This window comes from Methanoregula sp., assembly GCF_023227875.1.
In the GTDB taxonomy this organism is placed as follows: Archaea; Halobacteriota; Methanomicrobia; order Methanomicrobiales; family Methanospirillaceae; genus Methanoregula.
Map to the genome: position 1 here is coordinate 250,940 of NZ_JALOCH010000001.1, position 14,849 is coordinate 265,788.

Sequence of the window (14,849 nt, forward strand, 5' to 3'; positions counted from 1 at the left end):
ATCATCTAAGGTCTTTCTGCTGGAAAAAATCCCTGAACCATGCAACGGTCATCCGTATGCCCTCATCGAGTCCACGTTGTGGAGTCCAGTGAAGTTCATCTTTTGCCTTTGTAATATCTGCGGAATTATACCAGACTTCGTTAGGCCTGTGTGCTACTGATCCCCAAGGCAGATTGATATCTGAACCGATATTTTCCCGAATCTTCTCTACCACAGAACGGATGGATACCGGATTACCCGTGCCAATATTGAAGATGGCATGATCATTCCTGAATGGATATGATTTCAGCACGGCCACGTAAGCATTGACAATATCATCGACGTAAACAAAATCCCATTCCTGTTTTCCGGTCGTAAGGTTTGGAGGAGTGTTTTTCAGGATGGATTCGATGACATAGGGAATTAACCGTCGTTCATGATCGCCGGGACCGAATGGTGGAAACACGCGGAGGGTCACACAGGGGAGATGAAACGTACCAGCATAATAACTGCACGCCTCCTCCGCTTGGATCTTGGTGAGCGCGTACATATTCTGGGGTCTGATGGTGTCGTCTTCCCTCAAGCGGTGCTTTTTCTCTTCATAGACGGCACACGAACTGGTATTCACAAAGAGCCTTACGCCACCGGTCTCTTTTGCAGCTTCCAGAAGATTTATCGTTCCCCTCACATTTGTGTCCGTCATTACGCCAATTTCATCGGCACGATGCATAACCGCGTAGTAGGTGACAAGGTGAATGATGGCATCCGGTCTAAAAGCAGACACCGCAGATGAGAGATCATCGTAATTCCTGATATCCCCTGTAAAATACGAGACCCCATCGGTTGTCCCGGCAGGTTTTGATGACGATGCAGATCGAACCAGTGCACCGACATCATAGCCTTCAGAGATTAACCGGCGAACCAGATGCCGGCCGATAAAACCCGTTGCACCGGTCACAAAGATCTTTTTTATTGTCATAGTGATGAAATCCCGGATTATCCGTGACGAATATCCCAGTTATACCCGATCCTCTTATCAAATGGGTTCAATCGTTCAATCTCACTCGGATCATGAGGGATTGTTGAACAGTTTGCTACAATCGAAGGGGTTGTCCCCACACCTTTGAAGCCATTCCAGACAAGAGGGGGGATCTGGACAAGGCAGTAGTTATCAGATCCAAGGAAAATCTCCTGCAGTTCTCCCCGGGTCCTGCTCGATTCCCGGTCATCATAGAGAACGAGTTTGATGGTACCAAATGGCACTGCATAATTCAGGGTCATCTTCTTGTGAAGATGCCACCCCTTGATTACTCCAGGATAGACACATGAGAAATAGATCTCACCAAAACTGATAAAGTCGGGGTCGTCATTACGTATCATGTGCATGATCTTGCCCCTCTCGTCGGGAATTTGCCGGAGGGGTTTAACTAAAACACCGTCAATCATGATCACTCAATTCTCCATATATTCAATAATCTGCTGCCGGGTGACCGAGTGGGCATCTTCTCCATCTTTAACTGCTTTATACCAGTATGCAGTCTGTTCAACAGTCTTCCTGAAATCCCATCGGGGATACCAGCCTAGGATGTGATGTGCCTTATCGCAGTTCAGGTGCAAGAGACCTGCTTCGGGAGGATCATTGTCGCTGCGGGTGATTTTAATCTCCCCGGTACCCCATGTGGAGATCAATTCCCGGGCAACGTCCTGTACCGTATGCATCTCTCGGGTATCAGGTCCGAAATTATAGGATCCCCGGAACTGCACCGGTTCGTTGTACATCCGGGATGCTAGAAGGAGGTAGCCGGACAATGGTTCAAGTACATGCTGCCACGGTCGGGTGGCATGGGGATTTCTCAGCTCAATCGGTTTTCCGGCTTGGAGCGCCCGTATGCAGTCAGGGACAATACGATCAACTGACCAATCACCACCACCGATCACATTTCCGGCTCTGACACTTGCAGCACCGAATTGCGGTCGTCCGCTGAAAAAAGAGTCGTGGTATGCGGAGTACACGATCTCGGCAGCTGCCTTTGAAGCACTATAGGGGTCTTTGCCACCCAGCTCATCGTTCTCGCGATATCCCCAGCACCACTCCTTATTACGGTAACATTTATCGGAAGTAATGGATACAAGAACCTTGACGGATGGCGTAAGCCTTACCGATTCAAGGACATTCACGGTACCACCAATATTGGTATCCAGAGTGAGTTTTGGTTCCCGGTAAGATCGCCGGATAAGGGGCTGGGCTGCGAGATGAAAAACAAATTCCGGCTGTACCCGTTTCATCAAATCCTGAATCTGTGAATATTCCCCGATCTCCCCTTCATAATGGTGTATACGCTTTTCGAGACCTATCATCACGAAATGATCATAATCTCTCTCAGGGGGGAGGGCAAATCCGTATACATCGGCACCAAGGAGGTGAAGCCAATATGTAAGCCATGAGCCTTTGAACCCGGTATCTCCGGTTACCAGCACTTTTTTATTTTTAAAGATTGCGTATCTGGAGTTCACCAGATCACCCAAGGGGCTTTCTTCTGTTCGTACACCTGATTGAGGAGTTTATACTCCCTCGATGTATCCATTGGCTGCCAGAACCCATCATGCTTGTACACCATCATTTCTCCGGCACTCACAAGGTTCCGCAGAGGCTCCTGTTCAAAGATGGTGTCTTCCCGGTCATCGATGTAATCAAAAATCTCCTTGCGGCAGATAAAGAAACCCCCGGATATTCTCCCTCCGGTGGATTGTGGTTTCTCATTGAACTCCGTGACAAGTCCGGAGTTATCGCACTGGAGTTCTCCGAATCGTCCAGGGGGTCTCACGCCAGTCACAGTCAGAATCTTTCCATGAGAATTATGGAAGGCAACCAGTTTTTCCAAATCAATGTTACCGACTCCATCACCATAGGTCAGCATGAAATTGTCATCGTCTTGGAAATATTTCCTGACCTTCTTGATCCGTGCGCCGGTCATTGCATGTTGACCAGTCTCGGCTAGCGTAACCACCCAGTTTTCTGCAATCTGCGAATTATGGTATTCAACGGCTGACTTCCCGCTCATATCGATAGTAAAATCCATGGTGTGGGACCGGTAATTGGCAAAAAAATCCCGGATAATGTCTCCCTTATATCCAAGGCAAAGAACGAACTGATCATGACCCCACGAAGCATAATATTTCATGATATGCCAGAGAATGGGATATTCACCAATCGGGATCATTGGTTTGGGGATATTATCTGCCACATCCCGAATACGTGTCCCATATCCACCACAAAGAATTGCAGTTTTCATGTTTTTCGGAAACTCCTGAGAATCAAAATTAATTCATAGTTATTATTTATGGTATTGTTCTTGAGCATTAATACTCTTGACTTCATTATTTATTTTCCGAAAGGTGAGAATAAATGTCGTAATATTTCTGTGCCACTAAGTTGATATCAAACATTGCTTCTACACGTGATCTGCATTTTTGTGAGATCTCTCTCCCGTTTTCATTATTTGATAAGCACCACTCTATTCCACTAGCCAGACTGGTTGCATCAAACATATTGGCTAGGTAACCACTGGATTTATGTTCAATGATATCCCGTGCCCCTCCGGTGTTAAACGCAACGACAGGAGTTCCACAAGCCATAGATTCCAACACGGTAAGACCGAATGCTTCTTGGGTTGCCGGTGAAATATAAACATCGGCTGCTGAGTACATCAAGGATAATGCAATTTCGCCGTCTATTTTTCCCAGATTATGATGGGGAATTCCGCCAGAATCAATTTTTGGCGCTAGCGTATCCCCAAATGTGAGGAGTTCGCAATTAGATTTTACTGATAAAGGCAGATTTTGTAATGCAGATTGGAGATACCGGAATCCTTTCCTAGGAAGACTCGCTGCTCCAATTGCTCCAAAAAGGATAAATTTTTTCTCCTGTCGCAGGTTAAGGATCTCCCGTGCCCATCGCTGATTTATTGGTTTATAAACTGTCAAATCAACGCCATTAGGAATTACATGAATTTTTTTTTCCTTGAGTAGTGTGCTATTCTGTGCGCAATCCGCAAGCCATCGACTTGGAGAGATAATCTCGATGTTCTGGTTCTCGAGACATTTTCTTTTTCTCTCAAATAGGAAATAACTGAGATCCCAATAAAACTTCGAGTTCAACTCGGGACATGCTCCGCAGTGTGATTTATATTTTTCACAATTTTCATTATAACAACAACCTCCGGTGAATGTCCACATATCATGGAGGGTTATAACAACAGGTTTCTTTATTTTTTTTAATTGTGAAAGCGGAAAAAATCCTCCGTTAATCCGATGAATATTGATGATATCAGGTTTTATCTGATTGATTTTTTTAGAAATATTATATGGGAGCCACCCGACACACCATGGTATTTTTTGTGGTTTTTTATAAAAAATAAGTGGTGCTGAATCGGCATAGTCCCGCACCATTGTTGTACTTTGGTACAATTTTGAATCTGATGTCAGGATGCTCGGATCATCCGTGTTTTTTACCTGAACATACATTTGAGCATCCGCTCCAATGTTTTTTAAGCCTGATAGAAGCCTTTTTGCAGCTAGTGATGCACCCCCAAGATCTTCATAGGTGCTTAGCAGCAGTGATTTCATTGAATATTCTCTGTAGTATTTTCATTTATACCGTTCGATGATATATCATGCAATTTTTAAATATTATTATCTTGAGATTATCAAACTCGTATTTACATTGCAGATTGTAAATACCACGTGTTGTTTTTAGTAATAGATCCTTTATGATGAACTGATGCGATAGGAAATATGTCTATGTTCCGTCGGGAATGAGAAATACATATGAATTCTGGATTTAATCTGAGAAAGGATTACATATACCTCGTTGTAATGTGGCAGGAATATGGCCAAATTATATCTTGCTTCTGAAAAATATGGGGAGATATGATGAGTAATCCTGAACAATGGTAGCATAACGAAAAGGGATCGACATTAACGCTCTGTCAATAAATGCGATACAGATACATTACCTCATTAAATCCTAACAAAATATTCAAAAGTTATTATTTTTCGATTCTTTTTGCATGCAGATTATATGTTGTACCCAAAATAGTTTTTAAAGTATTCCAGTTATTTTGAATGTAATTAACAAGTTCTGGATTTGATCTTTCAGTCGGATACATGTCTGGATGTATTTCCATCTCAATACGTCGGATCCCATCCAGATCCGATTTATTGATGAACCATTCTCCTCCTTCACAATCGCATTTTAAAAAATCAATTTTTTCACCGCACATATTAACAATTTCTTTGAATGTGTGTGTTTGGATATCCGTTTTTTTCGATACGAAGAAAGATAAATTAACCTTCTCACCGTTACCTAGAGCGAGAGATAGTATTGTGACATTGGTTAGTCCGTTGAGTCGAACGTTCTCACGTAATTCTTCGGTAAATATGGGTTCAATTGCAAAAACGTGCTTTACTTTGCGTGCCGCCGGTATCGTAACGGATCCAATGTGGGCACCAATATCAAGCAAAATGTCTGTATCGCGCATATCACTCCAGTCATATCCGCATCTGACCTCATCAAGAACAACCCAGAAGTTTTTTGTTGATTTAAATACTGAACCATCATTTAGAGTTACCGAATCAATATGCTTTAATCCAGAAAGAATTGTATTTGGATCATAACATGATTGAATGCCATATATTTTTTCAATCAGCCAAACCATTACATGATTTTGTAAAAACGATTGAATGCGGTGCTTTAATTTCATATTAGGAATCCACTAATTACTTGGTATGAATAATAATTAAATCGATCACTAATTAGAAAACAACATATGAATAATCAAAATTTCTTTTGTTGGATATATGAACAAAATATTTCCCACAGGGGTTTTTCTGGTGTCCCTTGTTTTTTTATGTAGAGATTTTTATAACTGAGATATGCCATGTTATTAATTTTTACTTCATTTTCCCAGTTAAAGTCAGACAGATGATCGATATTTATGGGTAATCTTCCCAACTCCGAAGCCATTGCATGAATATCTATACCTATGATATTTTTTCCTGTAATCATTTTTTCCAGATCATCCGAAGTGATAAAAAAAATGGGCTTTTGATAGAGTACAGCAAAATCTATCGAAGTACTGCTATGTGCAATTACAAACGACGATTCCTTGACAAGACGTGCAGTATCTCCTTTAATGATAGTTCTGCCACAGAAATAGTCCGGTAAATTATCATAATCTGATTTGGGGTGGGCTGCAATTACTATTTCTGCATGCATTTTTTTTTCGAGATTTTTAAAAAAATTACAGAGTTTGGGATAATACGAATCCGGAGTACATGGGTACTCAATTCCCATATAGAGACAATCCGGGTGAAGGGGAAGATATTGATCCAGAAAAACCCCGGTTTTTTTATAAGAATCATTAGGTTCATCTTTATGATTTAGATAAATATCATAATCCCAATAATGAGTCCATAATCTCAGGGTTGTATTATCTACAGGATACGAAAAGGATCCTGGCACCTTTTCACCGCCCAATAGGACAAGTGAAGCTGGGGCAATACCAAATAAAAAAAAATATTTCAACAGTATTTTATCGATAATGTGCTGAAATATTTCTTTAATTGATAATGCATTTGCTTTTTTCAGAAGTGAGAAGAAACTAACTATATAACTATTTTGAATAGGTGGGGGACTTGGATATGTAACCATTCCTAATATGCAATAGTCGATTTTGTATCTTGAAATTGCCCTGAATATGTGAAATGAACGATAACTATACTCTATAAAACAGTTTATAAGGCATTCATTATTTAAAGATGAGATTGCATCGATAATTTCAGATTTATCTTTGAATATTCGCAGATCCTTAAAAAAAGTGGGTCTATCTCCAACAAGTTGCTCGTGAAATTTTTTATGCAAATACGGTGTAATGTCCCATATCTCAACCTCAAGTCCCTTGTTGCGTAAGAGATCGATCCCAAATCGATTATAGTCAGAATTGTTAAATGGATAATCCCTAATGACAATTATTTTTTTTTTGAGATCCATTAACTATTTTTTGTCTTTAAAATTTTAAAATACTATGCTGGTTCAGATCATGATGGCAACTATTTTCTCGCTATATGGGAAAGTCTAATATGGATTTATTTAATTATTGGACATAGCCCCTTTTTCATCAAGAAGGGTCTTTTCACCAGAAAATATGTTTTTTTGATGTAAAAACAAAATTCCTAGTCTGATATGTGTCGTTTGTCTCCCCGGTCTATCTACCATAAAAAGATTTTTTAAACAATGAAACGAAAAATGAACACGTATACGGGGAATATTTCTTGAGATACCTGCTTGTAGGGCTGGGGAGTATCGGAAAACGTCACCTGAGTAATATCAAAACACTTGATCCGGGTGGATACATTACCATCTGGCATACCCATACAAAAAAAAGTGAAGCCGCACTTCCCGACCCCCGGACCGACAGGTTTGTCTACTCACTTGAGGAAGCGATCGATCCAAAGCCCGATGTTGCGTTCATTGCCACTCCCGCATCGGCACATATCCCGATTGCTATAAAGCTCGCCCGCGAGGGGATCGATCTCTTCATCGAAAAACCCCTGTCATCTCATTTATCGGGTATCGATGAGCTCTTGGAGATCCAAAAAGCCCAACAAATCCTCATTATGGTCGGGTACTGTCTCCGGTTCCATCCGCCATTGCAGCTCCTGAAACAATGTGTCAGTGAGGGCAAAATCGGAAGACTTCTTGCAATACGGGCTGAAGTTGGGCAGTACCTTCCGGACTGGCGGCCGGGTACCGATTACCGGACCTCTGTCAGCGCACGACGGGAACTGGGGGGCGGGGCGGTTCTCGAGCTCAGCCATGAACTGGATTATGTGCTGTGGCTGGCAGGGGAGATTACTGTTGTCACCGCACAGGCTGACCGAGTGAGTGATCTCGAGATCGATGTCGAGGATACCGTGGATATAATCCTGAAATTCGCCAGTGGGGCACAGGGAAGCATTCATCTCGACATGGTTCAGCGGCCGTCGACACGGTGCTGCAAGGTTGTGGGAACGGAGGGGATCGTCATATGGGACGGCACAACCGATTCCGTACAGTTCTTTTCAAACGAGACGGGTGAATGGTCCATCCTGCATCCCGGACAAAAAGTGGATCGGAACCTTATGTACCTTTCAGAACTGGAACATTTTTTTGCCTGTATCCGTGAACGAAAAGAACCGCTTGTCACCGGAACGGATGCAGAACGGGTACTGTCTCTCGCCCTCGCCGCGTTACAATCGTCCCGGGAACAGAGGAGCATTTACCTATGATGCCGGGCGTTGTGGGATTCATCTTTGCCCGGGGGGGATCCAAGGGTGTGCCACGTAAAAATATCCGACCCCTTGCCGGTAAGCCCCTCATCGCCTGGTCAATCCTGGCGGCAAAGGAGAGCCGGTTCATCAGCCGGGTGATTGTCTCCACCGATGATGACGAGATCGCCCGGATCGCCCGGCAGTACGGTGCGGAAGTCCCGTTTATGCGGCCGGCGGAACTCGCCGGGGACCGGGCAACTGAATGGTCTGCCTGGCAGCATGCCATCACGGAAGTTAAAAAAGACCATCCCCATCCCCTTGATGTCTTTGTCAGTATCCCCGCTACTTCTCCTATGAGGGCTTCAACTGACATCGACGCCTGCATATCCCGGCTCCTTGAAAGCGATGCGGACATCGTGATCACGGTCAAGAAAGCGGAACGGAGCCCCTATTTCAACATGGTGAACCTAGATGACGGGGGTTATGCCCATGTGGTAATCAGTACCGGCAGCAACATGACCCGGCGCCAAGATGCCCCTCCCGTGTTCGACATGACCACCGTCGCTTACGCGGTCCGCCCGGCATTTATAATGCGTGCGCACGGTATCTTTGACGGAAAAGTGGTGGTGGTGGAAGTGCCGACGGAGCGGGCCTTGGATATTGATACGGAATTCGATTTCAGGATCGCTGAATTTCTCATGAAAGAGAGACTGGATTCCATCAGGAATCCGATATGAAGGTGCCTCATGAAACAGGTAAGTGAATTGATGAATATGAAAAACCGCGTGGCCCTGATCACCGGCGGGGCAGGGCATATCGGTTCTGCGATCTGTGATGCACTGGCGGAGAATGGCGCCGATATCGTGATCATTGACTGCAACAGGGATTTGTGTACTGAAAAATGCGAACAGCTGACGAAGGATTACGGTGTGACTGCCCGCCCTCTCGTCATTGACCTGGCAAGTGAGATGGAGTTGCGGAAGGTTCCGGAGACGGTTCTGAAACAATTCGGATCCCTTGATGTCTTGGTGAACTGTGCAGCGCTTGTCGGGACATCGGAGCTGAATGGATGGGGGGTCGGTTTCCGGGAGCAGAATGCGAACACCTGGAGACTGGCACTTGAAATCAATCTCACAGCCCCGTTCATTCTTACCCAGGTCTGCTCGGAAGCCCTAGCCCTGTCGCACCGCGGATCGGTGATCAATATTGCTTCAATCTATGGCATCAACGGCCCGGATATGCAGCTGTATGAAGGAACCTCCCTGGGAAACCCAGCTGCCTACGCAGCCAGCAAAGGCGGGCTCATCCAGCTGACTCGATGGCTGGCGACGGTTCTGTCCCCTGACGTGCGGGTTAATGCGATAACGCTTGGGGGGGTTTATCGCGGCCAGCCCGAACAATTCCATGCAAAATACATAAAGAAAACCCCCCTGCAGCGGATGGCTACGGAAGAGGACATCAAGGGGGCTGCCCTATTCCTCGCGAGCGATCTGTCTGCTTACGTGACCGGCCAGAATCTCGTGGTTGACGGGGGATTCACCGTCTGGTAACAAAAAAACTGAAAAAAATTCCAATCCTGCCTTCATCGGGGGATGGGGTGCATTCCGAGGTCCTGGCATTACCTGTGCAGGAAAAATAAAGACCGCTGGATTCAGATGATGCAGCACAATCATAACCGGGGGCACCGTAGCGGCGGAGCCCCCGAGAGCGTCATAATAGAGATAAAATTATTTTTACAGAGCAGAAAAGCCGGGTCAATAAAAAAATCAGCGGGATTTAAAGATCCCTCAGCACCCGCTTGAGTCCGTCCTTCCCGATAAGGGGTGCATCCTGAGAAGAGAAACTCCGCTTCTTTGTCTTTTTGAAACCTTTGAAATATGCGGGATCCAAGGGATCTTCGTGGGCCAGGGTATGCGGTACGATCAGGAACATGTCATCCCGTTCGTATGCCCGTTCCGCCTCCTCTTCCGCCATGAGGTCCTCGTAGAGTTTCTCGCCGTTCCTCTTACCGATGATCTTTATCTTGATTTGTCCCGGACGGTAGCCGGCTGCAGGGGAATATTCATCGATCATCGCCTCAGCGAGATCGGCAATACGGAGTGCCGGCATCTTCAAGATGAAGATCTCCCGACCTTTCGCGATCTCCCCGGCGGTCATGATCAGATGGCTTGCGGACGGGATCTCCATGAAGAACCGGGTCATCTCCTTGTCGGTGATCGTAACCGGGCCGCCTTCACGGATCTGTTTCCTGAATAGGGGGATGACCGATCCTCGCGAGTTCAGCACATTGCCAAACCTCACGCTGGAGAAGACCGTCTTCTTGTTCCCGGCGTAATAATTTGCCGAGATGGTCAGGCGTTCCGCCAGCAGTTTTGTCGCCCCCATCACGTTTGTCGGGTTGACGGCCTTGTCCGTGCTGACATTGATCACTTTCTGGACTTCATTGGACAGTGCCGATTCGAGGACGTTCTGGGTGCCGAGGACGTTCGTCTTGACCGCGTCGAAGGGATTGTACTCGCAGAGCGGGACGTGCTTCAGTGCCGAGGTGTGAAAGACGATATCGATCCCGTTCATCGCCATGTTCAACCGGTCCTTGTCCCGGATATCGCCGAGCAGGGTCCGGATCTTGTCCGACTGCAGCTCCTGCTCTAGGTCAAAGAGGCCGGTCTCATTATTATCGAAAACCCGGATGATGGCCGGATTGAGTTGTAAGAGTTTCCTGACCAGGTTACTGCCGATCGAACCTACGCCGCCGGTGACAAGGATCTTCTTGTTTTTATAAAAATTGTGATACATCATTGACTCTTCGCCCCGAATTCCCTGATTGCCTGAATGACGGTATCCATTTCATCCCTTGTAATACCCGGGTAAAACGGCAGGCTGACGATATCCCCGGATACGGTATCCGTCATGGGCAGGGACGAGGTATACCGGAGGACGTTCTGGTAATAGTGTGTTTTATGGACCGGCGGGAAATAGATTTTGGTCATGATCCCTTTCCCTTCAAGGTATTTCATCAGGGCATCACGTTTCTTCGCCCTGATGGAAAATAACTGGTACACGGAAACGGTATCCGGCTGTTCGGGCGGCACGACCACGCCGGGGACTTCCGCCAGTCCCGCACGGTAATACGCGGCATCGGACTTTCGTATCCCAATCAGGCGCCCGATCTTGTCCAGCTGGGCGATGCCCAGCGCTGCGGTCATGGTCGAGATGCGGAAGTTATACCCGAGCGAGACATAGTCCAGGACCTCGATCGTGGAGAAATAATCGAGCGTGTCGGGGCGCCCGTGCGACCGGACGAGTTTCATCTTCTCGTAGAGATCCCGGTTGTCGGTGACTACGGCACCCCCTTCACCCGTAGTGATGATCTTGTTCTGGCAGAAACTCAGGATTGAGGAATCTCCGAAGGTCCCCACGTACCGGCCGCCCACTGTTGCACCCATTGCTTCAGCGGCATCTTCGATCAGGACGATATCGTGTTCATCGGCAATCTTCCGGAGTTCCCGGACCTGGCAGGGGAATCCTCCAAAATGGATCGGAACGATCGCCTTTGTCCGCGGGGTGATCTTTGCTTCGACATCTGCCGGGTCAAGGCCGAACGTGGCGTCTTCGATATCGGCAAAGACCGGTGTTGCACCGACAAATTTCGGGGCATTCGCAGTGGCAATAAAGGTGAACGAGGGGATGATCACCTCGTCGCCGATGCCAATCCCGTAGGACAACAGCGCCGCGTGGAGGGCGGAGGTGCCGGAATTGAACGTCAGGCAGTATTTTGTCCCGACGTATTCCGCAATTTTCCTCTCAAATGCGGGAATCTGCGGGCCCAGTGCCCAGTTCATGCCGGTTTTTATCGCTGCGTTCACTGATGCGACATCCTCGTCATCCCAGTACATCTTAAACAGGGGTATCTTCCAGGTCATATTCACTCCTCGGTGGTATCGGTTGCTCTCTCTTCGGGGGTCAGGGGCCGGATCACGCGGGCAGGGACGCCGAATGCGAGCACATTGTCCGGTATGTCGGTCGTGATGAAACTGAACGCACCGATCCGGGAATTCTCGCCAACGGTCACGCCCGGCATGATGACCGAATGCGAGCCGATGCGGCTGTTCCTCTTTAAGTGAACCGGGCCGTGTTTATTGTCGATCGTGGAGACTGAGTAGAGGGAACAATGAGAACCGATCTGCACATACTCTTCGATCGTCACGCCATGCCGGGCATTGATATACGTGAACGCTCCGATGTCCGTCCGGGCACCCAGGTCCAGGTTTTCTTTGTGCTGGACAACCCAGTTGTACTGGTTTAATTTTCCTTCTTCGAATTCAGGGTATTTCCAGTTGGCAAATCTCATCAGTACATCATCCTTTTTTGCAGTAATGCCGGTGATATTTTTATTTTTTCCAGGCACTCGACAATCTTTCTGCTGATGTCCCCGTTACCATAGGGATTTGTTGCTGTTTTTACTTTTCTTTTGAATTCTTCATCTGACAGGGCATAGCGGATTGCCGCAGCGATCTCGCCGGCATCATACCCGGTATCGATCACATTCTCTCCCTGCTCGCGCCCCCTCTGGCGGGTGCCGATGTTGACCGCAGGAACGCCAAACGACGGTGCTTCGATGATCCCGCTGCTGGAATTCCCCACGATCACGGAGGATAATTGTAAGATCGCCAGGTAATCCGCGTGGCCGATGCTCGGGAAGGAACGGATCTTTTTTGCTGCTGCATACTTCTTTATCACGTCGATCATTGCCCGGCCCCCGGCATCTGCATTCGGGTAGAGGACGATGACCTGGTGGTGGAAACTGCAGGCGGCCTCCAGGGTCTCGTTCATCCGGGCGGCCGGATCGCCCGGTTCAAGGGGGACCGGGTGCTGGATCACGAGGATGAGCGGCACGGACGGATCGATCCCGTACCGGTCCGCGACCTCCTTCACCGAAGCAGCGGGCAGCTTCCTGATCGCGTCCAGTCCGGGTGCCCCGACAACAAAGACATGGCGCGGGTCCTCGCCCATCTTTACGATCCGTTCTGCGCTCTTCACTGTTGCAGGCAGGTGGATGTGCGATAATTTTGTGATTGCATGGCGTGCGGATTCGTCGGCAGTGGACGTGACCTCCCCGCCATGGATATGCGCTACCGGTATCCCGAGGTAGGCTCCTGCGATCGCACCCCCCAGCATCTCGCCGCGATCCCCAAGAAGAAGGATAATGTCAGGGCGGATCTCCCGGACGAGCCCGACAAATTCCTTGATAAAACTGCCGATAAATATGGCCATCGATTCTTTTGAATCCTGTTCGTATGTTACGCTGACCGGATGACAGGCAAAGCCATCCTTCCGGATCTCATCGATGGTATTGCCGAACTCCGGCATGAGGTGCATGCCGGTGGCTGCAATATGCAGCTCCATGCCGGGATGGTTGTGGATCCGGAAAAGAACGGACCTCATCAGGCCGTAATCCGCCCGGGTCCCGCTCACATAGAGGATCGTTCTCTTCATTCGATCATGTCCCGAGTTATCAGGGTATCTTTCTCTATTGCCGTTTTAACTCTTTTTCCCACGAGATCCTTCAGGAATTTTGGTTCGAGACCCGTGCCCGGGCGTTTCAGGGTAAGCATGGTTTCCAGCAGGAGTGATCCCCTTGAGATATCTTCTCTTGCCACCACGCTCTTCCGTACCACGTCCCGGTTTTTGATCTCACAGGCATCCGGTCTTTTATCATCCGTGCCCAGCGCCTTTTCGACCTGCCGTATGGCGGCGATCATCTCTTTTAAGGTACCCGGCTCGATGGATGCCGCATGATCGGGGCCGGTGAGGGTCCGGTCGAGCGTGATATGTTTCTCGATTACACAGGCCCCCCTTGCGACCGCAGCGACTGGCACGAGAATGCCCTCAGTGTGATCGGAATATCCCACGGGCAGGTGGAATGTTTCGCGGAGCGTGTCCAGTACCCGTAAGTTCACCGATTCCAGCGGTGCCGGGTAACTGGTGGTACAATGAAGGATGATGATCTCCTGACAGCCATGCGCTTTCAGGCAGTTCACCGCCTCCCTCACTTCATCCATGGTGGACATGCCCGTGGAGAGGATGACGGGTTTCTTCTCGCGGGCAATTCTCTCTATGCAGGGTATATTCGTGATCTCCCCGGAGGGGATCTTGAACGCGGGAACATCAAGCCGGATGAGCAGGTCCATGCTCTCTTCATCGAATGCCGTTGATAAGAAGAGAATTCCCCTCTTTTTTGCATAGGTGGATAATTTTTTGAACTCCGTATCGGATAATTCCAGTTTCTTCAGCATCTTGAACTGGGTGGTCCCGGCGGCACCGGTTTTTTTCTGATACTCGGCTTTTTCTGCATCCTTTGTAACCAGGTGCGAGGTCTTAAATGTCTGGAATTTGATCGCGTCGGCGCCGGCTTCGCAGGCAACATCGATCAGTTTTTTTGCAAGCGCGATATCACCATTGTGGTTCACGCCGGCCTCTGCGATAATGAAACAGGGTTCGCCATCCCCGATCTTCTTGTTACCCATGGAGATGACGCCTTCCTTCGCTTGCATTTTACC

At 47.7% G+C, this 14,849-nt stretch carries 15 protein-coding genes; 3 read left to right on the plus strand and 12 right to left on the minus strand.

Translation table 11 applies throughout. From position 1 onward, the window contains the following. Position 1: 1 nt before the first annotated feature. From M0R30_RS01420 to M0R30_RS01450, 7 genes are all read right to left on the minus strand, one after another. A complete protein-coding gene (locus tag M0R30_RS01420; protein ID WP_292542353.1) occupies positions 2 to 958 on the minus strand; it encodes an NAD-dependent epimerase/dehydratase family protein in 957 nt (318 codons plus the stop codon). Between the two features lie 17 nt (positions 959 to 975). Then, the gene (locus M0R30_RS01425) at positions 976 to 1,425 is read right to left on the minus strand and encodes a dTDP-4-dehydrorhamnose 3,5-epimerase family protein (RefSeq protein ID WP_292542355.1); all 450 of its coding nucleotides are present in this window, start codon (positions 1,423 to 1,425) and stop codon (positions 976 to 978) included. A gap of 6 nt (positions 1,426 to 1,431) precedes the next feature. After that, positions 1,432 to 2,493 (minus strand): CDP-glucose 4,6-dehydratase, encoded by a 1,062-nt coding sequence (gene rfbG, locus M0R30_RS01430; protein ID WP_292542359.1) that lies wholly within the window; start codon positions 2,491 to 2,493, stop codon positions 1,432 to 1,434. Then, the gene (rfbF, locus tag M0R30_RS01435; protein ID WP_292542361.1) at positions 2,490 to 3,272 is read right to left on the minus strand and encodes a glucose-1-phosphate cytidylyltransferase; all 783 of its coding nucleotides are present in this window, start codon (positions 3,270 to 3,272) and stop codon (positions 2,490 to 2,492) included. The genes rfbG and rfbF overlap by 4 nt, the downstream gene beginning before the upstream one ends. An 85-nt stretch (positions 3,273 to 3,357) precedes the next feature. Then, the gene (locus M0R30_RS01440; RefSeq protein WP_292542364.1) at positions 3,358 to 4,605 is read right to left on the minus strand and encodes a glycosyltransferase family 4 protein; all 1,248 of its coding nucleotides are present in this window, start codon (positions 4,603 to 4,605) and stop codon (positions 3,358 to 3,360) included. Positions 4,606 to 5,027: 422 nt separating this feature from the next. Continuing rightward, on the minus strand, positions 5,028 to 5,741 hold the full coding sequence (locus M0R30_RS01445) for an FkbM family methyltransferase (protein ID WP_292542367.1): 714 nt from the start codon (positions 5,739 to 5,741) through the stop codon (positions 5,028 to 5,030). A 74-nt stretch (positions 5,742 to 5,815) separates the two neighbouring features. After that, positions 5,816 to 7,030: a hypothetical protein gene (locus M0R30_RS01450; protein ID WP_292542370.1), complete on the minus strand. Its 1,215-nt coding sequence runs from the start codon at positions 7,028 to 7,030 to the stop codon at positions 5,816 to 5,818. 281 nt (positions 7,031 to 7,311) lie between these two features. Between M0R30_RS01450 and M0R30_RS01455 the strand changes: the two genes are divergently transcribed. From M0R30_RS01455 to M0R30_RS01465, 3 genes are read left to right on the plus strand one after another with little or no spacing between them, the layout of a single operon-like run. After that, on the plus strand, positions 7,312 to 8,307 hold the full coding sequence (locus tag M0R30_RS01455; RefSeq protein WP_292542373.1) for a Gfo/Idh/MocA family oxidoreductase: 996 nt from the start codon (positions 7,312 to 7,314) through the stop codon (positions 8,305 to 8,307). Next, positions 8,304 to 9,026, plus strand: coding sequence for an acylneuraminate cytidylyltransferase family protein (locus M0R30_RS01460; protein WP_292542375.1), 723 nt, complete (start codon positions 8,304 to 8,306; stop codon positions 9,024 to 9,026). Before M0R30_RS01455 ends, M0R30_RS01460 begins: the two co-directional genes overlap by 4 nt. A gap of 9 nt (positions 9,027 to 9,035) precedes the next feature. Continuing rightward, a complete protein-coding gene (locus tag M0R30_RS01465; RefSeq protein WP_292542377.1) occupies positions 9,036 to 9,839 on the plus strand; it encodes an SDR family oxidoreductase in 804 nt (267 codons plus the stop codon). 226 nt (positions 9,840 to 10,065) lie between these two features. On the opposite strand, the gene M0R30_RS01470 is transcribed toward M0R30_RS01465, so the two are convergent. Genes M0R30_RS01470 through neuB form a run of 5 tightly spaced genes read right to left on the minus strand, consistent with a single transcriptional unit; the run spans position 10,066 to position 14,843 of the window. Next, positions 10,066 to 11,088, minus strand: a complete 1,023-nt coding sequence (locus M0R30_RS01470; protein ID WP_292542380.1) for a UDP-N-acetylglucosamine 4,6-dehydratase family protein — start codon at positions 11,086 to 11,088, stop codon at positions 10,066 to 10,068. Beyond that, entirely contained in the window at positions 11,085 to 12,212 is a 1,128-nt protein-coding gene (locus M0R30_RS01475) for a DegT/DnrJ/EryC1/StrS family aminotransferase (protein ID WP_292542383.1), read from the minus strand. Before M0R30_RS01475 ends, M0R30_RS01470 begins: the two co-directional genes overlap by 4 nt. Positions 12,213 to 12,214: 2 nt before the next feature. Then, positions 12,215 to 12,640, minus strand: a complete 426-nt coding sequence (locus tag M0R30_RS01480; protein WP_292542385.1) for an acyltransferase — start codon at positions 12,638 to 12,640, stop codon at positions 12,215 to 12,217. Continuing rightward, positions 12,640 to 13,785: a UDP-N-acetylglucosamine 2-epimerase gene (gene neuC, locus M0R30_RS01485; protein ID WP_292542388.1), complete on the minus strand. Its 1,146-nt coding sequence runs from the start codon at positions 13,783 to 13,785 to the stop codon at positions 12,640 to 12,642. The genes M0R30_RS01480 and neuC overlap by 1 nt, the downstream gene beginning before the upstream one ends. Further along, a complete protein-coding gene (neuB, locus tag M0R30_RS01490) occupies positions 13,782 to 14,843 on the minus strand; it encodes an N-acetylneuraminate synthase (protein WP_292542391.1) in 1,062 nt (353 codons plus the stop codon). Before neuB ends, neuC begins: the two co-directional genes overlap by 4 nt. Between the last annotated feature and the right edge of the window lie 6 nt (positions 14,844 to 14,849).